This is a genomic window from Neisseria perflava (assembly GCF_024170405.1).
Lineage (GTDB): Bacteria > Pseudomonadota > Gammaproteobacteria > Burkholderiales > Neisseriaceae > Neisseria > Neisseria perflava_B.
The window spans coordinates 1-22,129 of sequence record NZ_JALJYC010000023.1 but is presented as its reverse complement, the minus strand read 5'-3'; the positions used below and the strand labels follow the sequence as shown (position 1 = coordinate 22,129).

General features: G+C 54.4%; 21 protein-coding genes and 1 other RNA gene. 5 read left to right on the top strand and 17 right to left on the bottom strand.

From position 1 onward, the window contains the following. Position 1: 1 nt before the first annotated feature. Both cydB and J2T37_RS08995 read right to left on the bottom strand, forming a co-directional pair. Entirely contained in the window at positions 2 to 1,135 is a 1,134-nt protein-coding gene (gene cydB / locus J2T37_RS09000) for a cytochrome d ubiquinol oxidase subunit II (protein WP_253355261.1), read from the bottom strand. A 9-nt stretch (positions 1,136 to 1,144) separates the two neighbouring features. Next, positions 1,145 to 2,689, bottom strand: a complete 1,545-nt coding sequence (locus J2T37_RS08995; protein WP_253355260.1) for a cytochrome ubiquinol oxidase subunit I — start codon at positions 2,687 to 2,689, stop codon at positions 1,145 to 1,147. Positions 2,690 to 3,117: 428 nt separating this feature from the next. On the opposite strand from J2T37_RS08995, the gene J2T37_RS08990 reads away from it, so the two are divergent. Then, positions 3,118 to 4,548 (top strand): basic amino acid/polyamine antiporter, encoded by a 1,431-nt coding sequence (locus tag J2T37_RS08990; RefSeq protein WP_253355259.1) that lies wholly within the window; start codon positions 3,118 to 3,120, stop codon positions 4,546 to 4,548. 68 nt (positions 4,549 to 4,616) lie between these two features. Here J2T37_RS08990 and rnpB read toward each other — a convergent pair. From rnpB to J2T37_RS08920, 14 genes are all read right to left on the bottom strand, one after another. Continuing rightward, positions 4,617 to 4,979, bottom strand: an RNA gene (rnpB, locus tag J2T37_RS08985) — RNase P RNA component class A. A 163-nt stretch (positions 4,980 to 5,142) separates the two neighbouring features. After that, on the bottom strand, positions 5,143 to 6,039 hold the full coding sequence (locus tag J2T37_RS08980; RefSeq protein ID WP_253355280.1) for a polyprenyl synthetase family protein: 897 nt from the start codon (positions 6,037 to 6,039) through the stop codon (positions 5,143 to 5,145). Further along, positions 6,023 to 6,250, bottom strand: coding sequence for an exodeoxyribonuclease VII small subunit (locus J2T37_RS08975; RefSeq protein ID WP_253355258.1), 228 nt, complete (start codon positions 6,248 to 6,250; stop codon positions 6,023 to 6,025). The genes J2T37_RS08980 and J2T37_RS08975 overlap by 17 nt, the downstream gene beginning before the upstream one ends. A 126-nt stretch (positions 6,251 to 6,376) precedes the next feature. Beyond that, on the bottom strand, positions 6,377 to 7,243 hold the full coding sequence (gene rsgA / locus J2T37_RS08970; protein WP_253355257.1) for a ribosome small subunit-dependent GTPase A: 867 nt from the start codon (positions 7,241 to 7,243) through the stop codon (positions 6,377 to 6,379). A 113-nt stretch (positions 7,244 to 7,356) separates the two neighbouring features. Further along, positions 7,357 to 8,727, bottom strand: a complete 1,371-nt coding sequence (gene purB / locus J2T37_RS08965; protein ID WP_253355256.1) for an adenylosuccinate lyase — start codon at positions 8,725 to 8,727, stop codon at positions 7,357 to 7,359. Between the two features lie 150 nt (positions 8,728 to 8,877). Beyond that, a complete protein-coding gene (locus tag J2T37_RS08960; protein ID WP_253355255.1) occupies positions 8,878 to 9,474 on the bottom strand; it encodes a YdcF family protein in 597 nt (198 codons plus the stop codon). A gap of 101 nt (positions 9,475 to 9,575) precedes the next feature. Continuing rightward, entirely contained in the window at positions 9,576 to 10,679 is a 1,104-nt protein-coding gene (gene prfB / locus J2T37_RS08955) for a peptide chain release factor 2 (RefSeq protein ID WP_253355254.1), read from the bottom strand. 134 nt (positions 10,680 to 10,813) lie between these two features. Further along, on the bottom strand, positions 10,814 to 11,719 hold the full coding sequence (locus tag J2T37_RS08950) for a patatin-like phospholipase family protein (protein WP_253355253.1): 906 nt from the start codon (positions 11,717 to 11,719) through the stop codon (positions 10,814 to 10,816). 147 nt (positions 11,720 to 11,866) lie between these two features. Then, positions 11,867 to 13,723: an ABC transporter ATP-binding protein gene (locus J2T37_RS08945; protein ID WP_253355252.1), complete on the bottom strand. Its 1,857-nt coding sequence runs from the start codon at positions 13,721 to 13,723 to the stop codon at positions 11,867 to 11,869. A gap of 468 nt (positions 13,724 to 14,191) precedes the next feature. Beyond that, positions 14,192 to 14,776: a Holliday junction branch migration protein RuvA gene (gene ruvA / locus J2T37_RS08940; RefSeq protein ID WP_253355251.1), complete on the bottom strand. Its 585-nt coding sequence runs from the start codon at positions 14,774 to 14,776 to the stop codon at positions 14,192 to 14,194. A gap of 87 nt (positions 14,777 to 14,863) precedes the next feature. Further along, entirely contained in the window at positions 14,864 to 15,241 is a 378-nt protein-coding gene (locus J2T37_RS08935; RefSeq protein ID WP_253355250.1) for a hypothetical protein, read from the bottom strand. A 109-nt stretch (positions 15,242 to 15,350) separates the two neighbouring features. Then, entirely contained in the window at positions 15,351 to 16,028 is a 678-nt protein-coding gene (locus J2T37_RS08930; protein WP_437179469.1) for a septal ring lytic transglycosylase RlpA family protein, read from the bottom strand. Between the two features lie 186 nt (positions 16,029 to 16,214). Continuing rightward, on the bottom strand, positions 16,215 to 16,679 hold the full coding sequence (trmL, locus tag J2T37_RS08925; RefSeq protein ID WP_253355249.1) for a tRNA (uridine(34)/cytosine(34)/5-carboxymethylaminomethyluridine(34)-2'-O)-methyltransferase TrmL: 465 nt from the start codon (positions 16,677 to 16,679) through the stop codon (positions 16,215 to 16,217). Positions 16,680 to 16,745: 66 nt separating this feature from the next. Continuing rightward, entirely contained in the window at positions 16,746 to 17,471 is a 726-nt protein-coding gene (locus J2T37_RS08920; RefSeq protein WP_253355248.1) for a ComF family protein, read from the bottom strand. Here J2T37_RS08920 and bioH point away from each other — a divergent pair. The 3 genes from bioH to J2T37_RS08905 are packed head-to-tail and all read left to right on the top strand — an operon-like array spanning position 17,470 to position 19,802. After that, positions 17,470 to 18,213 (top strand): pimeloyl-ACP methyl ester esterase BioH, encoded by a 744-nt coding sequence (gene bioH / locus J2T37_RS08915; RefSeq protein WP_301286374.1) that lies wholly within the window; start codon positions 17,470 to 17,472, stop codon positions 18,211 to 18,213. The two genes, J2T37_RS08920 and bioH, sit on opposite strands and share 2 nt — an antisense overlap. A gap of 33 nt (positions 18,214 to 18,246) precedes the next feature. Next, complete coding sequence (locus J2T37_RS08910; RefSeq protein ID WP_253355246.1) at positions 18,247 to 19,029, top strand: hypothetical protein; 783 nt, start codon at positions 18,247 to 18,249, stop codon at positions 19,027 to 19,029. Then, the gene (locus J2T37_RS08905) at positions 19,026 to 19,802 is read left to right on the top strand and encodes a methyltransferase (protein WP_253355245.1); all 777 of its coding nucleotides are present in this window, start codon (positions 19,026 to 19,028) and stop codon (positions 19,800 to 19,802) included. The genes J2T37_RS08910 and J2T37_RS08905 overlap by 4 nt, the downstream gene beginning before the upstream one ends. 58 nt (positions 19,803 to 19,860) lie before the next feature. On the opposite strand, the gene J2T37_RS08900 is transcribed toward J2T37_RS08905, so the two are convergent. Continuing rightward, positions 19,861 to 20,763: a LysR family transcriptional regulator gene (locus tag J2T37_RS08900; protein ID WP_253355244.1), complete on the bottom strand. Its 903-nt coding sequence runs from the start codon at positions 20,761 to 20,763 to the stop codon at positions 19,861 to 19,863. Positions 20,764 to 20,907: 144 nt separating this feature from the next. Here J2T37_RS08900 and J2T37_RS08895 point away from each other — a divergent pair, with 144 nt between their 5' ends. Continuing rightward, on the top strand, positions 20,908 to 22,017 hold the full coding sequence (locus J2T37_RS08895; protein WP_253355243.1) for an alpha/beta hydrolase: 1,110 nt from the start codon (positions 20,908 to 20,910) through the stop codon (positions 22,015 to 22,017). Positions 22,018 to 22,129 lie beyond the last annotated feature (112 nt).

The following is a 22,129-nucleotide window of genomic DNA, read 5'->3' as shown; positions in this document are numbered from 1 at the left end:
CTTAATACAGCGTATGGTCGTTTTCGCGGATATACTCGGCGGTCACTTTGCCGCGCATGACGCGGAATGCCCATGAGGTGTAAATCACGATAATCGGCAGCAGGATGCATACCACAAAGGTCATCACAATCAGCGTAAAGTGGCTGGAAGTGCCGTCCCAGACGGTTAAGCTGGAAGCGGGCATGCTGCTGGAGGGCATGATAAACGGGAACATCGCCACACCCGCCGTGGCCGCAATACCGCCCAAACCGATGGCGGAAAACCAGAATGCGGTAAAGGTTTTGCCCATACGCGCCATCCATACCGCCAGCAGCAGGCCGACGTAGGCGGCTGCCGGTACTGCCCACAAAGCAGGTTCGGCACGGAAATTATCCAACCACGCGCCTTTGGCCAGCTCCACGGTTTTGCCCAAGACATCAGGGAAGCCGTTGGTATCAATCACGCTGGTAATGCGGTAGCCGTCGATACCGGCCACCCAAAAACCGGCGGCGGTAAACAATACCAGCGTTATCACAGCCGCTACGGTCATCACTTTAAGCGAGCGCTCGCGAATCACGCCTTCGGTGCGGTGCGCCAGATACAGGCCGCCGTGCGCCAACATCATAAATACAGACACCAGACCGCACAATAAGGCAAACGGGTTGAGCAGCGCCCAAAACGAGCCGGTGTAGTAGGAATACAGGTTGTTGTCGAAATGGAACGGCACACCCAAAAGCAGGTTGCCGAAGGCCACGCCAAAAATCAGCGCGGGCACAAACGAGCCGACAAACAAGCCCCAGTCCCAAGTATTGCGCCAAGTCGGGTTGGATACCATGCTGCGGTATTTGAAACCGACGGGGCGGAAAAACATCGCCCACAATACCGCCAACATCGCCCAATAAAAGCCGGAAAAGGCGGTGGCGTACACCATCGGCCATGCGGCGAAAATCGAACCGGCGCCGGCCACCAGCCAAACCTGATTGCCCTCCCAGTGGGCGCCGATGGAATTAACAATCACACGGCGCTCGACGTCGTTTTTACCCACAAACGGCAACATCATGCCGATACCCATGTCGTGACCGTCCATCACGGCGAAGCCGATTAACAGCACGGCAATAAACAGCCACCACATCACTTTGAAAAATTCATAATCCATGTTGCGCTCCTAGTGTGCGGATTCGTTTTGATAACGGCCGGTACCCAGACTGCCCGGGCCCTGACGCGCGTATTTCTGCATCAGGTACACTTCGACAATCAGCAATACGGTATAGAGGGCGATAAAGCCGCTCAACGACCACCACAAAGACGAAGCCGACAAGGTAGAAGCGGAAACATGCGTCGGCAAGACGCCGTAAATCGTCCACGGCTGGCGGCCGTATTCGGCCACAAACCAACCCGATTCAATCGCAATCCACGGCAACGGCAGGCACACAATCGCGGCTTTGAGCAGCAGCGGTTTTTGGGTGAAATTGTTTTTCACGGAAGACCACATCGCCCAAATAAACAAGCCCAGCATAATCACGCCGCAGCCGACCATCACGCGGAAAATCCAAAACAGCGGCGCTACTTCGGGGACGGTATCCAAAGCCGCCTGGTCCATCATCTGCGGCGTGGCTTTGCCTACGTCGGGCGTGTATTTTTCCAGCAGCAGGCCGAAGCCCAAATCGGCTTTGTGCGCTTCAAACACGGCCAGCGCGTCTTTGTCGTTGCGGTTTTGGCGCAGCGCTTCCAACGAAGTCACGGCTTTGGCGCCGCTCTCGATACGTTGGCGGTTTTCCGCCACCAATTCGCGTATGCCCGGCACTTGCTTGTCAAACGAACGGGTGTTCATAATGCCGCCGACAAAGGGAATCTCGATGGCAAAATCGTTTTTCATTTCCTTTTGGTTGGGGAAGGCAATCACGTTAAACGGCGCAGGCGCGGGTTCGGTTTCCCATGTTCCCTCAATGGCGGCCAATTTCATGTGTTGCGCTTCGCCGGCGCTGTAACCGGATTCGTCACCCAACACCAGCGTAGAAAGAATCGAAGCCAAGCCGAAAGCGGCGGCAATGCGGAAACTTTTTTTGGCAAATTCCATATCCTGCTTGCGCAAGATATACCAGCTCGATACCGCCAACACAAACACCGAGGCGCAGGTATAACCGGCGGAAACGGTATGCACGAATTTGTTTTGCGCAATCGGATTAAACACCACTTCGGCAAAGCTGTGCATTTCCATGCGCATGGTTTCGTAGTTGAACGACGCCCCCAGCGGGTCTTGCATCCAGCCGTTGGCGACGAGAATCCACAAGGCCGACAGGTTGGTACCCAAAGCGGTCAGAATGGTGACGACCAAGTGTTGGCGGCGGGAGAGTTTGTTCCAGCCGAAGAAAAACAGGCCGACAAACGTGGCTTCCAAGAAGAAGGCTAACAGACCTTCAATCGCCAGCGGCGCACCGAAAATATCGCCCACATATTGCGAGTAATACGACCAGTTGGTACCGAATTGGAACTCCATGGTCAGGCCGGTGGTCACGCCCAGCGCAAAGTTGATACCGAACAGTTTGCCCCAGAATTGGGTCATGTCCTTATAGATTTGTTTGCCGGTCATGACATAAACCGATTCCATAATCACCAGTATCCAGCACATGCCCAAGGTAAAGGGCACAAACAGGAAGTGATACAGAACGGTCACGGCAAACTGGAGGCGGGATAAATCGACGACATCCATTTTGGTGAAACTCCTGATGTTGGTGTGAAAGCCGTATGCGAAGCCGTTGTTTTCATAAGAAAAACAGCTTCGACCACACAGCCGGTTTTTTAAATTTCCGCTATTTTACGCTTTTAACGCACGATAGGGAAAAGGAATGCCTGTAAAACCCGATAGGCATAGCGGCCAAGGCCGTCTGAAAATGGCTACATCCCATATTTTGTATTAATTCAAAATAATAATTGTATTAGAATATTATTCCAGAATAAAACACACGTCAACGGTCGTGCAATATTTTGCAGACGGCCTACCTACCCTCCCCTCCTCCACCCAAACCCTTTTTACCCGCAAAGGCCGTCTGAATATATAGAAACTGCATGTTCAGACGGCCTTTGTTTTATAATCCGATTTTTTCTTCTTCCCCACCTTTTAAAATAAGAGAACACTTTATGTCTTCCAAATCCCAAATCGGGCTGGCCGCGCTGACGGCGCTGGTCATCAGCTCCATGATCGGCTCGGGCATTTTCAGCCTGCCGCAAAACATGGCGGCGGTGGCCGGTTCGCAAGCCCTGCTTATCGGCTGGCTGATTACCGGCGTCGGCATTATCTTCCTCGGCATTTCCTTCGCCTGCCTCGCCCGCCTGCGCCCCGAGCTTGACGGCGGCATTTACACCTACGCCCGCGCCGGTTTCGGCGACCTGATGGGCTTTTTCTCCGCGTGGGGCTATTGGCTGTGTACCACCATCGGCATTGTCGGCTATCTGGTGGTGGCGTTTGAAGCCGTCGGCACGTTTACCGACACGCCCGACGCGGTGATTTTCGGTAAGGGCAACACTTTTGCCGCCTTTCTCGGCGAATCAGCAGTGGCTTGGCTGATTTACTGGCTGGTGGCACGCGGCATCAAAGAAGCGGCGGGCGTGAACTTGGTGGCGACGTTTGTCAAAGTGTTTCCGCTGGTTTTGTTTATCGGCTTGGCGGCTTATTTTTTCAAAAGCGATGTGTTTATGGGCGACTGGACGGGCGCGAGTTTGGCTACGCCGGAAAACCCCGACGCAGGCATTTTGAGCCAGGTAAAAAACACCATGCTGATTACGCTGTGGGTATTTACCGGTATTGAAGGCGCGGCGGTGTTATCCAAACACGCCAAAAGCCGCGCCGATGTCGGCCGCGCCACGGTCATCGGCGCATCCATTACGCTGGCGCTGTATGTGGCGATTACGCTGTTGGCGCAGGGCATTCTGCCGCGCTCGGAAATTGCCGCCATGTCCAATCCGTCAATGGCGGGCGTGCTGGCGTATATGGTCGGCGGCTGGGGAAAGGTATTGATTAGCGTGTGTCTGATTGTGTCGGTGGTGTCGTCTTATTTGAGCTGGACGCTCTACGCCACCGAAATCCCGCATATGGGCGCGAAAAACGGCGCGTTCCCCGCCTCGTTTATCAAGCTGAACAAAAACGAAGTGCCGCACGGCTCGCTGCTGTTTACCACGCTGACGGTGCAGCTCTGTCTGTTTTTGGTTTGGCAGACCGGCAACAGCTACGAAGCGCTGCTCTTGATTTCCACCTCCATGATTTTAGTGCCATATTTACTGATTGGCGCATATCTGCTGAAACTGTCATTTGAGCAAAATTTGTCTTTCAAATACAAATTCATCGGCCTGATTGCCACGCTGTACGCGCTGTGGATTGTGTATGCGGCGGGCACGGAATACCTGCTGTTTTCCGTGTTGCTGTATCTGCCGGGCGTGTTGCTGTATCTTTATTCGCAATACAAACACCACGGCAGCTTGCGCTTGAACGGCTATGAAAAAGTGATTCTGCTGCTGTTGGCGGTGTTGGCAGTACCGGCGGTAAATCAGTTTGTAGCCAGCTTAAACGGTTAACCGTATCCGTATAAAACAATGCCGTCTGAAAATCAGTGATTTTCAGACGGCATTGTTTTCTATTCGGGCACACGGTTCAAACGATAAGCCGGGTTCTGTCGTCGGACAGTCATTCCTCTAGGCCTGCCATTGCTGACAGGCTCCAGCAACCTACCCGAACGCTCGGCGAGCCGCGTCAATGCGTTCTGTTTGGTCTTGCTCCGAATGGGGTTTAGCCTGCTGCGCCTTGTTACCAAGTGCACGGTGCGCTCTTACCGCACCTTTTCACCCTTACCTGTGTTCCCCGAAGGAAACCATCGGCGGTTCTGCTCTCTGCTCCACTTTCCGTCGCGTTACCGCGCCCGGCCGTTAGCCGGCATTCTGCTCTTTGGAGCCCGGACTTTCCTCCCCGCAGGCATTACGCGCTGCGCGGCGACTGTCTGTCTGAGCCGTATGCGGGGCGGATTATAGCACGGTTTGAGCAAGGCCGTCTGAATGTGGTTTCAGACGGCCTGAACGCTGACGGTAAAACGGCAGGTTGGATAGTCAACCCAATATTTGAACAAATAGTCATTCGTTGGGATTTCATCCCAACCTACGCTTTTTTGGCGTAACTCAATTCTTCCGCGCCGTAACAAACTCCGCCAGTCCGCGTAAATGAGCGGCTTTGTCGCCAAACAGCTGCAACAAGGCCACGGCGTCGGCCACCAGCGTTTCGGCGTAAGCGCGGGCGGCTTCCAAGCCCATGAGTTTGACATAGGTCGGTTTGTCGTTGTCGGCGTCTTTACCGGCGGTTTTGCCCAGCGTGGCGGTATCGGCTTCGCAGTCGAGTACGTCGTCGATGACTTGGAACGCGAGGCCGAGTTTGGCGGCGTAGTCGTCGAGGCGGGCGATGGCGGCATCGTCCAAATCGGGGCAGGCGAGTGTGCCTAAGACCACGGCGGCGCGGATAAGGGCGCCGGTTTTCAAGCGGTGCATCTGCTCCAATTCGGCTTGGGTCATGGCTTGGCCAACATTGGCCAAGTCAATCGCCTGCCCGCCCGCCATGCCGAGGCTGCCGCCGGCTTGCGCCAATACCGACAACATTTTCAACTGGCGCGCGGCGGGCAATCCGGTCGGGCGGCTCAAGACTTCAAACGCCTGCGTTTGCAGCGCGTCGCCGGTCAAAAGCGCGGTGGCTTCGTCGTATTGCACATGGCAGGTGGGCTTGCCACGACGCAGGCTGTCGTTGTCCATCGCGGGCATGTCGTCGTGCACCAGCGAATAAACGTGCACCATTTCAATCGCGCCCATTGCCTGCTCCACCGCCGCAATATCGGCCTCGCCCAATTCGGACGCGGCCAACACCAACAGCGGACGCAAACGCTTGCCGCCGCCGAGGGTCACGTAGCGCATGGCTTCGTGCAATTTTTCGGGAATTTGTTTTTCAGACGGCAATAAACGCGCCAACACCAGCTCGGTCTGCGCTTGGGCTTTGGTCTGCCACGCCTTCAAATCATTCGTGCTCAAGATTCAGCTCCTTCAATTCGCCGCCGTCCAACACTTGCAGCTTTTGTTCCACTTCCGCCAGCTTGGTTTGGCAGTATTGCACCAGCTCGTTGCCCTCCTGATAGGCGGCTAGCGCCTCTTCCAGCGGCATATCGCTGCTTTGCATGGCTTGGGTCAGGGTTTCAAGGCGTTTGACGGCTTCTTCAAAGGATTTGGGAGCGGCGGTTTTTTTCATGGTATTTCTTCGCAAAGGCAAAGCGGTATTGTAGCATTTTTAAATACGCAAAGGCCGTCTGAAACCTGAAGCGGCGGTTTTCCCGCCGATATTGCGTTATTCAGACGGCTTGGTATCACGTATGGCTTAACGCAGCAATTCATCGGTAATGCGCTGCAAAAATTCCACCCGCTCTTTTTTCACTTCGCCCGCTTCGGCGGCGGCTTTCACGGTGCAATTCGGTTCGGCGCGGTGGGTGCAGTTGTGAAAACGGCACTGCCCCGACAGGTGTTTCAAATCGGGGAAGTAGTGCAGCAAATCGGTAGCAGCGAGATGGTGCAGGCCGAATTCCTGTAAGCCGGGAGAGTCGATTAATTGGGTTTCGCTATCCAAATCATACAGTTGGGCATGGGTGGTGGTGTGTTTGCCCGAATCGAGGGCGGTGGAAATATCGCCGGTGCGGGCGGCTTGGTTGCCCAAGAGCGCATTGGTGAGGGTGGATTTACCCATGCCGCTTTGCCCCAGCAGGATATTGGTGTGGCCGCTCAGCAGCGGTTTGAGCGCGTCGGCGTTTTCCAGCGCACGGGTTTCTACCACCCGATAGCCCAGCGTTTCGTAAAACGCCAGCTTTTCGCGCCATGCGGCGGTTTCGGGCAAATCGGCTTTGTTTAACACAATTACGGCCTGTATCTCCGCCGCTTCCGCCGCCAGCAATGCGCGTTGCAACAGCGCTTCGCTCGGGCTGGGTACGGCGGCAGTGACGATTAAAAGCTGGCTGACATTCGCCGCAATCAGCTTGGTTTTCCATGCGTCTTGGCGGTAAAGCAGGCTTTGGCGCGGCAGGTAGTCTTCAATCACGACCTGTTCGCCGTTAATCGGGCTGATGTGCACAAAATCGCCGCAGGCAAAATCGACGCGCTTTTTGCGCGTGGAGGCTTCGTAGGTTTTGCCGTCGGGGGTGCGCACGATGTAGCGGCGGCCGTAGCTGGTGATGATTTGGGCGGTGTCGGTCATGGCAATCGGTTTCGAGCAGGAAAGCGCTTATTTTACAGGAAACGCAAAAGGCCGTCTGAAAACAATCTTTTGCTTTCAGACGGCCTCGGTCATTTACACACGCTGCGCTTGAATCAAATACGTTTGGCCAGCGCTTCGGCTTTGCCCACATACAGCGCTGGGGTCAATGCCAAGAGTTGCGCTTTGGCTTCGCTCGGAATTTCCAGCGATTCGATAAACACTTTCAATACTTCGGGCGTAATGCCGTCTTTGCCGCGTGTGAGGTCTTTCAGTTTTTCATACGGGTTGGCGACACCGTAGCGGCGCATGACGGTTTGAATCGGCTCGGCCAAAAGTTCCCAAGTGGCGTCCAAATCGGCGGTAATCGCTACCGGATTGGGTTCGAGTTTGTTCAGGCCGCGCAGGTGGGCGGCGAAGCCCAACACGGTATAGCCGATACCCACGCCCATGTTGCGCAATACGGTGCTGTCGGTCAGGTCGCGCTGCCAGCGGGAAACGGGCAGTTTTTCCGACAGGAAACCCAAGACGGCATTAGCCATGCCCAAGTTGCCTTCGGAGTTTTCAAAGTCAATCGGGTTGACCTTGTGCGGCATGGTGGAGGAGCCGACTTCGCCCGCTTTGACTTTTTGCTTGAAGTAACCCAATGAAATATAACCCCAAACGTCACGGTTGAAGTCGATCAGAATAGTGTTTACGCGGCTGACGGCTTGGAAAAATTCGGCCATGTAGTCGTGCGGCTCGATTTGGATGGTGTAGGGGTTGAAAGTCAAGCCGAGTCCGATTTCAACGAAGTTGCGGCAATGGGTTTCCCAATCCACGTCGGGATAGGCCACCATATGCGCGTTGTAGTTACCCACGGCGCCGTTGATTTTGCCCAAAAATTCCTGCGCCGCCAAAATCTTGGCCTGACGTTGTAAACGGGTGACGACGTTGGCGATTTCTTTGCCGACTGTGGTCGGGGTAGCCGGTTGGCCGTGGGTGCGGCTCATCATCGGCACGGCGGCCAATTCGTGCGCCATTTCGGTCAGCTTGGCGGTGATTTCTGCCAGCTTCGGCAGCAAGACCTGCTCACGCGCTTCCTGCAACATCAGGGCGTGCGACAAATTATTGATGTCTTCGCTGGTACAGGCGAAATGGATAAATTCGCTCACCGCCGCCACTTCGGGTACTCCGGCAAAACGCTCTTTGAGCCAGTATTCAATGGCTTTTACATCATGGTTGGTGGTCGCTTCGATGGCTTTGACCGCCGCCGCGTCGTCCAAAGAAAATTCGGCCGCCACTTTGTTGATTTCGGCGATGGTAAAATCGCTGAATGCGGGCACTTCGGTGATTTTCGGCTCGGCGGCCAAGGCTTTGAGCCAACCCAGCTCGACTTTGACACGGGCTTTCATCAGGCCGTATTCGGAGAAAATCGGGCGCAGGGCTTCAACGGATTTGGCATAACGGCCGTCTAAAGGCGACAGGGCGGCAATCGGATTAATCATGGCGGTTTCCTAAGGGAATCAAACAGGGAACGACAGGCGCGGCGCCCATCGGAATAAGGGAAAATTGTTTGCAATTATACATGATTTGCGCGGCAAAGGCCGTCTGAAAACATCAGGTTTCCTGTTTCAGACGGCCTTTTGATATTAGCCTTAGCGGTGCAACACCAGCGCTTTGCCCCACGCCAATACTTCGCGCAGCAGCTTGCGCCCGTGATTCAATCCCGAATCGCCGCAACTGCCGGAGGCGAAGGTCTGCACCGTTTTACCCTGCCAATGCCGCGCCGCCAGCCAGCGGGCGCGGGCAAGGTGGAAACCGTCGCTGACAATAATCACATCGGCCGTATCCGCCAACAGCGGTGCGCTGAAGGCGATGTTTTCGTAGGTGCTTTCCGACTGGTTTTCGATGATGATGTTTTCAGACGGCATACCGAGATTAACCGCCATATCCCGCATGGTTTCGGCTTCATTGGCACCGTCGCCGTCGGTGCCGCCCGACATCAACAGCTTGCCAGCCAAGCCTGCGCGGTATAGCCACACGCCTGTTTCGACACGGCTTTTTAAACAGGGATTGGGTTTGCCGCGCCGGTTGACGGCATTGCCCAACACCAGCGCGACATCTGCTTTTTGCGGCACGCTCTGCGCCGCTTGCCGCAAAGCGGCCTGCTCGCTGCGGTACATGGCATAAACGGCAGCGGAGAACAGGACGAGCGCCATCGCAAACAAGGTTATCAGCATTTTTTTCATCATGTTCCAATTTTGGCAGTCGCAGAGGCTTATAAAACGGCGGGTTAAAAACCCACCTTACACAAAGGCCGTCTGAAAATATTTTCAGACGGCCTTCCATTCCATTACACGCCCTGTTTCAGACTGGCTTCGATAAAGCCGTCCAAATCGCCGTCGAGCACCGCTTTGGTGTTGCCGACTTCATGGCCGGTACGCAAATCTTTAATGCGCGAGGAATCGAGTACATACGATCGGATTTGGCTGCCCCAACCCACATCGGATTTGCCCTCTTCCAGCGCCTGTTTTTCCTCGTTGCGCTTGCGCATTTCCAATTCGTACAGCTTGGCTTTGAGCATATCCATCGCCGCCGCTTTGTTGGCGTGTTGCGAACGGTCGTTTTGGCACTGCACCACAATCCCCGTTGGCTCGTGGGTAATGCGCACGGCGGAATCGGTTTTGTTGATGTGCTGGCCGCCCGCACCGGAAGCGCGGTAGGTGTCGATACGCAAATCGGCGGGGTTGATTTCTATTTCGATGCTGTCGTCCACCTCGGGATACACGAAGACGGAAGCAAACGAGGTATGGCGTTTGTTGTTGGAATCAAACGGCGAGTAGCGCACGAGGCGGTGCACGCCGGTTTCGGTACGCAACAGGCCGTAGGCGTATTCGCCCTCCAAACGCAGGGTGGCGCGGTTGATACCGGCGATTTCGCCGTCGTCTTCTTCCAGAATCTCGAGTTTGAAACCTTTGCGCTCGGCATAGCGCGAATACATGCGGAACAACATGCCCGCCCAGTCTTCCGCTTCCGTACCGCCCGCACCGGCGGTAATGTCGATAAAGCAGTTATTCGGGTCGGCCGGCTGGTTGAACATACGCTTGAACTCGAGGTCGGCCATCTGTTTTTCCAAACCAGCCACGTCTTCTTCTACGGCGGCGAAACCTTCTTCATCACCCTCTTCCACGCTCATTTCAATCAGCATGCGGTTGTCTTCAATACCGCTGGCGATGTTGTCGAGCGTAACGACAATGCCTTCCAAAATTTTGCGCTCTTTGCCGATTTCTTGGGCGCGTTTGGGATCGTTCCACAACTCGGGATCTTCCGACAGGCCGACAACCTCTTCCAAGCGGTCTTTCTTGCCCTGATAGTCCATATACACGCGGATGTCCGCGCTGCGCTGCTCCAAATCATTGAGCGTGTTGTTTAACTGGTTAATGCGTTCGGCTTCCATGATTTTCTTGTGCTTTACTTTCAGATTTTTAGGAGCGTATTGTACGGGATTTGGGTGTTTTTTTCCATGATAAGACAGAAAGGCCGTCTGAAAACAACGGTTTTTTCAGACGGCCTTGCTATGTAACAATCCAATCAATACCGATACGCCGCCAGCTTGCGCTTAATCTCCGGCAATGCCGCACGCGCCGCGTCTTCGCCCAATTTGATGGCACGCGCTTTCTGGTCGAAACCGCCGATGGCGCCCAGTTCCAAAACCTGCGGTTTGATGACCACGTCGGCTTTAGCCAGCTCGCTTTGCAGCGCAGAGGTGCTCATGATGTTGAGCGTTTGGTCGAGGTAAGCAAAAAATCCGGCTTGGGTGTTTTTCGACGGTTTGGCAGAGATGTCCACCGCAATCACGAAATTCGCGCCCTGCCCTTTGGCGGCGGTGACGGGTACGGGCTGCGACAGGCCGCCGTCCACATATTTGCGGCCGCTGATAACGGCAGGCTGGAACACGTTGGGAATGGAGGCGGAGGCGCGCACGGCTTGTCCGGCATTGCCACGGTTAAACGCCACGGCTTTGCCGCTTGCAAAATCGGTAGCAACGGCGGCGAATTTCAGCGGAAAGGCCTGTATCGGTTTGCCGCCGACTTTGCGGTTGATATAGTCTTGCAGGGCTTGGCCTTTGATAAAGCCGCTGGTGGACAGGGTCAAATCCACCAAATCGGTTTTGCCCAACACTTCGGCTTCCAGCTCCAAACGGTCGGGCGACATGCCGGAGGCGTACAGGCTGCCGACAATCGAACCGGCGGACGTACCCGTCACCACTTTTACCGGAATATTGTTGGCTTTCAATACCTTGATGATACCGATATGGGCAAAGCCTTTAGACGCGCCTCCGCCGAGCGCCAAGCCGATAACGGCCTGCGGTTTGGGTTTGGCGGTGGCCGCCGGTTGGGTTTTCGGCGTGGTGGTGGTATTGCTGGGGCAGGCGGCCAGCGTCAGTGCGGCGGCCATAGCCAATGTGGTGCGGAACAAGGTAGTCAAAGCGGACATTTTCAGACGGCCTTTTATCAGGATAATCAAAGGGTTTAGGATAGCATATCTGGGGAGAGGATTGTAGGGCGGGTTTTACCCCTACCACACCAACCAAAATGCCGTCTGAAAACCTTATATTTTCAGACGGCATTAATCATTCAACCATCAATCGTGTTCCCAATCCACATGCTCGCTTAGGAAACCGCCGCTCTGGTGCGCCCATAATTTGGCATACAGGCCGTGTTTCGCCAGCAGCTCTTCATGATTGCCTTCTTCCACAATGCGGCCTTTGTCGAGCACAATCAATCTGTCCATCGCGGCGATAGTGGAGAGGCGGTGGGCGATGGCAATCACGGTTTTGCCTTCCATCATTTTGTCCAAGCTCTCCTGAATCGCGGCTTCGACTTCGGAGTCGAGTGCGCTGGTGGCTTCATCCAGCAGCAGAATCGGCGCGTCTTTGAGCATAACGCGGGCGATGGCGATACGCTGGCGCTGGCCGCCGGAGAGTTTCACGCCGCGTTCGCCCACATGCGCGTCGTAGCCGCGCCGCCCTTTGGCGTCGGAAAGGTTGGAGATAAAGTCGGCGGCTTCGGCGCGTTCGGCGGCTTGGAACATTTGTTCGTCGGTGGCGTCGGGGCGGCCGTACACAATATTGTCGCGCACGGAGCGGTGCAGCAGCGAGGTGTCTTGCGTTACCAAACCGATTTGCGCGCGCAGGCTCTCTTGGGTCACGTCGTTGACGTTTTGCCCGTCGATGGCAATCGTGCCGCTTTGCGGCTCGTAAAAACGCAGCAGCAGGTTGACGATGGTGGATTTGCCCGCACCGCTGCGCCCGATCAGGCCGACTTTTTCGCCGGGTTTGATGGTAAGGTTGAAACCGTTGAGCAGCGGCTTGCCCGCTTCGTAGGAGAAGTCCACATGGTCGAATTTGATTTCGCCACGGCTAACCTTTAACGGCAGCGCACCCGGTTTATCCACAATGGTGTGCGGCTTGGTAAGGGTACTCATGCCGTCGCCGACAGTGCCGATATTTTCAAACAGGCGGGCGGATTCCCACATGATGTATTGCGACAAACCGTTGACGCGCAAGGCCATCGCAGTGGCCGTAGCCACGGCGCCGACTTCGATTTTGCCCTGTTGCCACAGCCAAATGCCCAGCGCGGCGGTAGAAAGGGTCAGCGCGGTATTGACGATAAAGCTGCACGTTTGCAGCGAAGTGGCCAAGCGCATTTGCGCGTGTACCGTGACCATAAACTCTTCCATCGACTGCTTGGCGTAGGCCGCTTCGCGCGCGCCGTGGGAGAAGAGTTTGACGGTGGCGATATTGGAATAGGCGTCGGTAATGCGGCCGGTCATCAGCGAACGCGCATCGGCTTGCGCGGCGGCGGTTTTGCCCAGTTTCGGAATCAAGAGCTTCATCACCAACGCGAAGCCGACGATCCAGCCGAGAAACGGCAGCAGCAGCCAGCCGTCGAGCGCCACCAAAATCACGCCGGAAGTGATGAAATACACCAAAACATACACCACCATATCGGCCACGGTCATCACGGCATCGCGCAAGGCCAGCGCGGTCTGCATGACTTTGGCCGACACCCGTCCGGCAAATTCGTCTTGATAGAAACCGAGGCTTTGGTTCAACATCAGGCGGTGGAAGTTCCAGCGCAGACGCATGGGAAACACGCCCTGCAGGGTTTGCAGGCGCACGTTGGACGAGAAAAACGTCCACACCACGGAAAACAGCATCATCGCCGCCATGCCCGCCAGCGCCCAGCCTTTTTCGGCAAACAGGGTGGACGGCGTATATTGGCCGAGCCAATCGACCACCTTGCCCATAAATTGAAACAGCAGCGCTTCCATAATGCCGGTCAGCGCGGTCATCAGGCCGAGTATCAAAATCCATTTGCGCACACCCGCTATGCTGCTCCAAATAAAGCGGAACAGCCCTTTTTCAGGCGTTTGCGCGGCGGCGGCGGGGTAAGGGTCGATACGCGACTCGAACCAGGAAAATATTTTTTTAATCATTGTGTTGAGCATACGCCCTGTTTTCAGACGGCCTGATTAGCGGGCTGGGCCGTCTGAAAAAAAGGGCTGTTTTGTGGGAATTTTTCAGGATAAGGGAATTGTACCGAAAGCGGCCGGGAAGAGAAAGCGCACAAATGGGAACACTCTGTTGCGCAGGCGGCAACAATCATCTTGTCTCATTTTATCTGCATATTTATAATGCATTTGGGGCTGACAGCAAAAAGCCCCGATTGGAGCGGGGCTTTTTGTTTGAAACCAGCCCTAGAAAGGATGGTTTCAAGATGAAACAGACCGCTTCTAAAGGCTGCTTCAGACTGAAACTCAGTACAGTCATTAAGGCTATCTTAATGCTTGTGCTGCTGTTCAGTCAATAACGGAGTAGCATAAACAAAAAACTTTACGTTCCGCCTGCCTTTAAAAGCAGGCGGTTTTTCCATCGGTAATCAGCAGGCAGAAAACACTTTATTCTTATTTCAACAAATTCTTCAACGCCAACCTTACGCCCTCGCCCACTTCCGTACCCTTGGCAATCCCTTTCACCGCCGCTCTCGCCTCGCGTTCGTTGTAGCCTAGCGCCAACAGCGTGCTGACAATGTCGTCAGTTTCGTCTGCCAGCAGCGCGGGAGCAAACAGGCCGTCTGAAACGGTTTCCGATACCAGCTTGCCGCGCAGCTCCAATACCATGCGTTCGGCGGTTTTTTTGCCGATACCGGGCGCGGACGACAGGCGTTTGATGTCTTCTTCCGCTACCGCCTGCGCCAGCTCGTCGGCATTCATCGCCGACAAAATACCCAGCGCGGTTTTCGCGCCTATGCCGCTGACTTTGACCAACTGGCGGAAAGTGGCGCGTTCGGCGGCCGTGGCGAAACCAAACAATAAATGCGCGTCTTCGCGCACTACCAGCTGGGTATAAAGCTGCACGCTTTCATTCAGCGCGGGCAGGCTGTAAAAGGTCTGCATCGAGACATCGACTTCGTAACCCACACCGCCGACATCAATCACGATTTGCGGGGGGATTTTTTCAACCAGTTTGCCGGTCAGTCTGCTAATCATAGGGATTCCCAAAAGTAAACAAGGCCGTCTGAAAATGCATGATTTTTCAGACAGCCTCCATTGTAACAAAATTCAAATCACGGCTTTTTAGTTTTCTTCCACCAGCACCACCGTCCATTCGTTCGGCTCGGCGGCTTTGGCCAGTAGGCTTTTATTCACTTGGCGGATATCGGGCAGCAGATTGGCTTCGATAAAGGCCACTCGCTCGTTTAGCACGGATTCCAGCAAGCCGGACTGCACACCCAAACATTGCGTGTACTCGTTCAGGCGCACGGGTACGACCGCCCAACCCGATTCAATCAGGCTGTTGATGTAGGCGGCGGTTTCGTAATCGTAGCCGGACACCACGCGGTGTTGCGCCAGAATGTCTTGAAACACCAGCGGATTGATGCTGCCGGCGGCGAGCTTGTCCGCCAACGCACGGTAATCGGCCATAGTCATGGCATAGATATTGAAGGAAAGCATGGATTCATCCTTTCAATGGTAGGAACGGCTTTATTTTACGCCTTTATACCGCCAAACAAAAACGGCCTGTTTATTTTCAAATAAACAGGCCGTCTGAATACAAACATATTTAAATCGCGGTTTGCGGCATGGTACGCGCCACAGCTTCGGCTTCGTCGGCGCGGTTTTGCGCGCTAAACGGACCCATGCGGACGGTGTATTCGTAGTTGCGTTTTTCTACCGATAAATCCGGCTTCATGTTCGCATTGGCGAAATGGCGGCTGGTTTGGTTCAGATAGGCTTGCGCTTCGCGCTCGGTACCGAAACTTTTCAAATCAACAAAAATGTTTTTGGCAGCCGCTGCAGATTTAGCCGCGCCGACCGGCTCGATTTTCACATGAGCCGTACCTTGGTTGACGAAACCCAGCTGGGAAGCGGCGGCGCGGGACAAGTCCATCACGCGGTTACCGTGGAACGGGCCGCGGTCGTTCACTTTGACGATGACGCTTTTGCCGGTTTGGGTGTTGGTGACTTTGACCATGCTGCCCAGCGGCAGGGTGCGGTGGGCGGCGGTCATGGCGTGCATATTGTAACGCTCGCCGCTGGCGGTTTTACGGCCGTGGAATTGATTGCCGTACCATGAAGCCCGGCCAGTTTGGGTAAACGAGGCAGGCATGGCATGCATGGTTTTGTAGGTTTTACCCGCCACTTTATAAACTTTACCGCCGGCGGATGCGGTGTTGAGAGACAAGGCACTGATGGCAAGGCCAAGCAGTGCGGCAGAGAGGGTCTTTTTGCTAAAAGTCAAAACGAGATCCATTCTTGAGTTAATCACGCAATGCGCCGCTGTTTTGGCGCGAAGCGGATCGGCTTAAGACCCTCAGGACGGACAATCCGACAAACAGGCCGTCTGAAAAGACGGCAAACGGGTATTAAGCGGATACGCTTGTCAGAACTTGTAAAAACAAGTTCTCAGACTGATTTTTCAGACGGCCTACACGCCGCCTGCGTAACCGTTTTGCCGCCACGCTTCAAACAGCATGACCGCAACGGTGTTCGACAGGTTCATGCTGCGGCTTTCGGGTAGCATGGGCAGGCGCAGCTTTTGTGCTGCGGGCAGGCTGTCGAGAATTTCAGACGGCAGCCCGCGCGTTTCCGGCCCGAACAAAAACACATCGCCCGGCTGAAATTCAGCTTGGTCGGGACTGGTCGTGCCTTTGGTGGTCAGCGCAAAAATGCGCCGTCCGGCCAACGCCTTCAGACAATCATCGAAATTTTCGTGTACTGCAACCTTGGCAAACTCATGGTAATCCAAGCCCGCACGCTTCATTTTGGCGGAATCGAGCGGGAATCCGAGCGGCTTCACCAAGTGCAAATCCGCGCCGGTATTGGCGCAGAGGCGGATGATGTTGCCGGTGTTCGGCGGGATTTCCGGTTGGTACAAAACGACAGTAAACATATAAATCAGTCACTTATTAAGCGGTTACAATGCCACAAGCAGACACGGGCTGTCAAAAATCTTGGCTTAACTTTTCAATTGGGAACGCGCCAGCGTCCAGCAAAAAATCTGCGCCGCGCCTGATGTTTTCAAGGTTCGCGCCAATTCGCCCAGTGTCGCGCCGGTGGTGAATACGTCATCTATTAACAAAATATTACAATTCTGCGACAGCGTTCTTTTGATTTTGAAAATATTGCGCACATTTCGCTGCCGTTCGTCACTTTTGAGCGTACTTTGCGGCGGCTTGTCCGTGCGCACCAGCGTATCGCGCGGCAACACCGTCCAGCCGTAATGCCGCGCTAATACCGCCGCCAGCTCTTCGCTTTGGTTAAAGCCGCGATACAGCCGCCGCGCCTTGCTCAAGGGCATGGGCAACACATAATCTATGTGTTCCGCCACCAACCAGTCGGGCGCGTGGCGTATCATGATGTCGGCCAATGGGCGGCACAGACTCAAATCGGCCAAGTGTTTGAACTCATGAATCATACTGCTGACGGGTGCTTCGTAATACGCCGACGCCCACAGCCGTCTGAACGGCGGCGGCTTCTGCTGGCACTGCCCGCATACCGCCCCGCCCGCCACACGGCGGAAACACAAAGGGCAGCAGTTGGCCGCGTCGGTAAAGTGCGTCGCCAAATCGTCCATGCAGCCCGCGCACAGGCCGTCTGAAACGCCAGCCGCCGAATCGTGGCATAATACACATTGTCGGGCGCGTATCGACTTGAGTTTACGCCATAAAGTGAGAATATCCATGCCACACGCTGCCAAAAAAGTTTATCTGATACACGGCTGGGCGGCCAACCGCCATGTGTTTGACGACCTGATACCGCGCCTGCCCGCCGATTGGACATGCCGCGCCCTCAACCTGCCCGGACACGGCGGCGCACCGTTTGACACACCCATCAACCTTGCCGCCGTTGCCGACCGCTACGCCGCCGACATCAGCGAACCGGCGCATATCCTCGGCTGGTCGCTCGGCGGCTTGGTGGCGCTGTATCTGGCCGCCCGCCACCCCAACAAAGTGGCTTCGCTGTGCCTGACCGCCGGTTTTGCCAAATTTTTGGCGGCAGACTGCTATCCCGAAGGCTTGTCGCAACCGGCATTGGGCAAGATGATAGGCGCATTCCAAAAAGATTATGCCAAGTATATCAAACAGTTTCTACAATTACAGTTACTGCATACGCCCAACGCCGCCGAAATTTTAGACTGCGTTTTGCCCGATGTTGCCGCCCTCGGCACCCCGGCCGCCCTGCAAGCTGCGCTGGATGCGGCCGAACGCGCCGACGCCCGCTCCCTGCTGCCGGACATAAGCGCCCCCGTCTTGCTGATATACGGCAACAAAGACGCCATCACCCCGCCGCGCATGGGCGAATATCTGCACCGCCACCTGCCCGATAGCGAACTGCATATTCTCGACAAAGCCGCCCACGCGCCGTTTCTCAGCCATGCGGAAGAGTTTGTGCGTTTGTGGACGGCGTTTGTGGATAATCTCTAATTTCGTATCATCATAAAATAAACAGGAAAACTTATGTCTTTACAACAACGATTATTTGACTGTTATTATGAAATTTTGAATACACCAGAACATCAAAATTTTTTGATGGAAACTGCTTTAGATAAGCAAAATGGATTAGATAAATTATTTTTAGCAGGGGTACCCGAATCATATGAACACGCAAAATATAAAATTTTAGTTGTCGGGAGGGAAACCAGAGGTTGGTACAATGATACTGACGTCTTTGAATTTAATTTAGCGGAATATATTCAAAAGGGCATGGAGTGGAGTCAAGGCTACCTCCTCAAGCGACAGGAGCAGCCCCGAAACAGTAAGGGACTTTCTTTTTTCAATTTTATACGCAAAATCAGCAAAGCATATGGTTCAGACGGCCTTGCATGGGCCAATACTTATGCGTTTGCCCATAAGAAAAAATCCCCTAGAAAATCTCCTTATTTTAAGCAAATAGAGCATATCTCTGGCTTACTGCTGATGGCTCAGATTGAGATTTTAAAACCTGATGTAATCATTTTTGCAGGTGGTGGCAAAAGCGTGGCTTCGCGCCGAAAATATTTACAGCAGGATAACGGCAAAAACATTCAAAACCAAAAAATTTTTGAGGGTTTTGCCAATAAATATCTATGGAAATTCGAATTAGACACCGGAACAGTTTGTTTCCGAGTTTCCCATCCGTCTGCAAGACAAAAAGAAGTCCATGCAGCCCACCGGTACATGATCAAAATCATGTTCCCCTCAGAAGCCGATCAAGATTCACAAGGCCGTCTGAAACCCTTTTACCCAAAGCACCAACCATGACCGACCTCCCCATCCACCGCCATCTTGCCGAACACACCGACGAGCGCCTGCAACTGGTGCGCCAAGTGCCGCAGCAGATTTTATTGGCCACCGCCGACGCCGACATCAGCCGCCGCCTGCTGGCGGAGCGTTATCCGCAGGCAGCGTTTGCCGAATACGACGCGCGCCCCGATTTTTTGCAGGCCGCAGCAGCCGAACGCACGCCCGGTTTTTGGCAGAAACTGACCCACAAAACCCTGCCGCAGACCTGCCAAAGCCCGACCGACCCGCTGCCCGAAGCGTGGGCGGATATGTTGTGGGCAAACTTGGGGCTGATGGGTGCGGCTGATTTGCCGGCAGTATTCCGTAACTGGGCGCAGGCCTTGAAAACCGACGGTTTATTGTTTTTTACCCACTTCGGCATAGACACGCTGGCGGAGCTGAAAGGCCGTCTGAATACGCTCGACATTACCTGCCAAACGCCGACTTTATTGGATATGCACGACCTCGGCGATATGCTGGCCGACAGCGGCTTTTACGATCCGGTAATGGACACCGCCAAACTGGAATTGCGTTACCGCAAGGCAGAAACTTTCTGGCAGGACATGGATACGCTGGGCTTATGGCAGGCATGCGTGTTCAGCGACGAAGCCGCCGCCCGCCGTGCTGTGGATGATTTTTTTGCACAGGGCGAGCCGCTGACCGTAACGCTGGAAACGGTGTACGGCCACGCGGTAAAACAGCTGGCGCTGCCGCAGGGGGAAAGCGAAGTGAAGTTTTATCCGAAGCGGTAATGCTGCTTATCTAAAAATAAATGCCGTCTGAAAATCTTGAATTTTCAGACGGCATTTTTTATTCCCGAATCTTCTGTTCCACCGCCTCTGCCAGCAAATCAAACACCCGTTTTACCCGCGCCGTATCGCGGTGGCGGCCGGGGCGGTACACATAGAGTTGCCAGTCGTGCAAAGTCATTTCTTGCGATGGCAATACGGTTTTCAGACGGCCTGCCCGAATATGCTCCGCCACCGTCCATGCGGCAAACTGCCCAACGGCGCGCCCTTGCAATACAGCCTGTAATCCTTGGGCGGCATTGGGCGTGATAAAAGCGGGTTGTTCGGGCGCAAAGCTGCCGTCGGGATAATCGTATTCAAATAATCTGCCGCTGTTGATGTTCAGCATACCGACCAACGGAAAATGCTGCTGCAAATCGTGGGATGTGGCCGGTTCGCCCAATTTTTCGGCCAACGCGGGCGCCATGACGGTTTGCAGGTGCAACGCAGCCAACGGTTTGATGATGAAATCGCCGTCCGGCGCAGGGCCGACACGGATACCGACGTCAATCTGCTCACGGTCGGTATTACTCAAAGCATTGCCGCTGCGCCAGTCCAACACAATCTCGGGAAAATCACGCAATCCGTCCAATACATATTCCAACACGCCGAAATCATCCACTTCGGGCAAGGCCACGCGCACCAGCCCGGTTTCCCGCGTACGCTCTTTTTCACTGAAACGCTGGAACAGCGCGTCGGTATGATTCAACGCGGCGCGGGCTTCGGCATAGATTTCCTGCCCAAACGGGGTAATGCTGGTATGGCGGGTATTGCGCACAAACAGCAGCCCGCCAAACTCTTGTTCGAGAAATGCCACCGCACGGGTAACGGCTTGCGGCGAGACGCCTAAATGCAGGGCGGTTTGGCGGAAATTGCCGCTTTCGGCGGCGGCGCAAAACAGGCGCAGGGCTTCGAGTTTGTTCATATCAAAAGGCCGTCTGAAAAACGGTTTAATTATATCAAAATACGGAACACAGTAATCAGATATATTCAATTTACGGAATAATTCAGACGGCCTACAATGCATTCCATCGAATCATTATTCAACATTCTACAAGGAATCAACATCATGCAACGCCGCAATTTTTTAAAAACCGCTGCCACTGCCGCCACTCTGTCTTTCAGCGCAGCCGCTGCCCCCACACAAGGAAGCCAAACCGTGAACCATGCCCAAGCCCATTTGCAAAACCCAACCCTGCCTGTGTCTATGGTCAGCGAATGGGATAAGATTTTCCCGCAAAGCAATAAAGTGAGCCATCAGAAAGTGGCGTTTAAAAACCGTTACGGCATTACCCTGGTCGGTGATTTGTATATCCCGAAACGCGCCAAAGGCAAACTGCCCGCCATTGCCGTATCCGGTCCGTTTGGTGCAGTCAAAGAGCAGTCGAGCGGCATTTATGCGCAGGAATTGGCTGAACGCGGCTTTGTGACCCTCGCCTTTGACCCGTCTTACACCGGCGAGAGCGGCGGCGAACCGCGCAATCAGGCCAGCCCCGACATCAATACTGAAGACTTCAGCGCGGCTGTGGATTATTTAGGCAGTCTGAGCAATGTCAACCGCGACAAAATCGGCATTCTCGGTATCTGCGGCTGGGGCGGTTTCGCTTTGAATGCAGCCGTTTCCGATACCCGCATTAAAGCCGTTGCCACCAGCACCATGTACGACATGACCCGCGTCATGGCCAAAGGCTATAACGACAGCGTGGATGCAGAAGGCCGCTATCAAATGAAACAGCAAATGAACAACGCCCGTTGGGAAGCCTCTAAAAACGGCTATGCCGACTTACTGCCGGCCAACAACCTGCGTGCCGAGCAATTTACCGCCGATACGCCGCAATTTGTGAAAGAATATTCTAATTTTTATACTACCCAACGCGGCTTCCATCCGCGTGCGGTTAATTCTAATCCGAACGGCTCTTGGGCAAATACCGGTGCGCTTAGTTTGATTAACATGCCGATTCTGCAATACGCTTCCGAAATGCGCACCCCCGCGCTCTTGGTACACGGCGAAAACGCCCATTCACGTTATTTCAGCGAAGACGCGTTCAAATCCTTGGGCAGTAAAGACAAAGAGCTGTATATCGTCAAAGGCGCGACCCATGTGGATTTGTATGACAAACAGGCAGGTAAGATTCCGTTTGATAAATTTGAATCGTTTTTTAAAGCGCATTTGAAATAAGGAGACCCCGCGCATCGAAGGCCGTCTGAAATCACTCCCGTTTCAGACGGCCTTATATATTTAAAGCTCCTAAAAGGGGCATTTCAAACGGTATCTTGAGCCGAGTAGCTCG

Coding starts and splice junctions, on each gene's coding strand:
- bioH (WP_301286374.1), top strand. CDS start 17,470: ATGCCACACGCTGCCAAAAAAGTTTATCTGATACACGGCTGGGCGGCC.
- J2T37_RS08920 (WP_253355248.1), bottom strand. CDS start 17,471: ATGGATATTCTCACTTTATGGCGTAAACTCAAGTCGATACGCGCCCGA.
- J2T37_RS08960 (WP_253355255.1), bottom strand. CDS start 9,474: ATGATGAAAAAAATGCTGATAACCTTGTTTGCGATGGCGCTCGTCCTG.
- cydB (WP_253355261.1), bottom strand. CDS start 1,135: ATGGATTATGAATTTTTCAAAGTGATGTGGTGGCTGTTTATTGCCGTG.
- J2T37_RS08935 (WP_253355250.1), bottom strand. CDS start 15,241: ATGCTTTCCTTCAATATCTATGCCATGACTATGGCCGATTACCGTGCG.
- J2T37_RS08945 (WP_253355252.1), bottom strand. CDS start 13,723: ATGATTAAAAAAATATTTTCCTGGTTCGAGTCGCGTATCGACCCTTAC.
- rsgA (WP_253355257.1), bottom strand. CDS start 7,243: ATGACCGACACCGCCCAAATCATCACCAGCTACGGCCGCCGCTACATC.
- J2T37_RS08895 (WP_253355243.1), top strand. CDS start 20,908: ATGCAACGCCGCAATTTTTTAAAAACCGCTGCCACTGCCGCCACTCTG.
- J2T37_RS08900 (WP_253355244.1), bottom strand. CDS start 20,763: ATGAACAAACTCGAAGCCCTGCGCCTGTTTTGCGCCGCCGCCGAAAGC.
- purB (WP_253355256.1), bottom strand. CDS start 8,727: ATGATTAATCCGATTGCCGCCCTGTCGCCTTTAGACGGCCGTTATGCC.
- J2T37_RS08995 (WP_253355260.1), bottom strand. CDS start 2,689: ATGGATGTCGTCGATTTATCCCGCCTCCAGTTTGCCGTGACCGTTCTG.
- J2T37_RS08910 (WP_253355246.1), top strand. CDS start 18,247: ATGTCTTTACAACAACGATTATTTGACTGTTATTATGAAATTTTGAAT.
- ruvA (WP_253355251.1), bottom strand. CDS start 14,776: ATGATTAGCAGACTGACCGGCAAACTGGTTGAAAAAATCCCCCCGCAA.
- J2T37_RS08975 (WP_253355258.1), bottom strand. CDS start 6,250: ATGAAAAAAACCGCCGCTCCCAAATCCTTTGAAGAAGCCGTCAAACGC.
- prfB (WP_253355254.1), bottom strand. CDS start 10,679: ATGGAAGCCGAACGCATTAACCAGTTAAACAACACGCTCAATGATTTG.
- J2T37_RS08990 (WP_253355259.1), top strand. CDS start 3,118: ATGTCTTCCAAATCCCAAATCGGGCTGGCCGCGCTGACGGCGCTGGTC.
- J2T37_RS08905 (WP_253355245.1), top strand. CDS start 19,026: ATGACCGACCTCCCCATCCACCGCCATCTTGCCGAACACACCGACGAG.
- trmL (WP_253355249.1), bottom strand. CDS start 16,679: ATGTTTACTGTCGTTTTGTACCAACCGGAAATCCCGCCGAACACCGGC.
- J2T37_RS08950 (WP_253355253.1), bottom strand. CDS start 11,719: ATGTCCGCTTTGACTACCTTGTTCCGCACCACATTGGCTATGGCCGCC.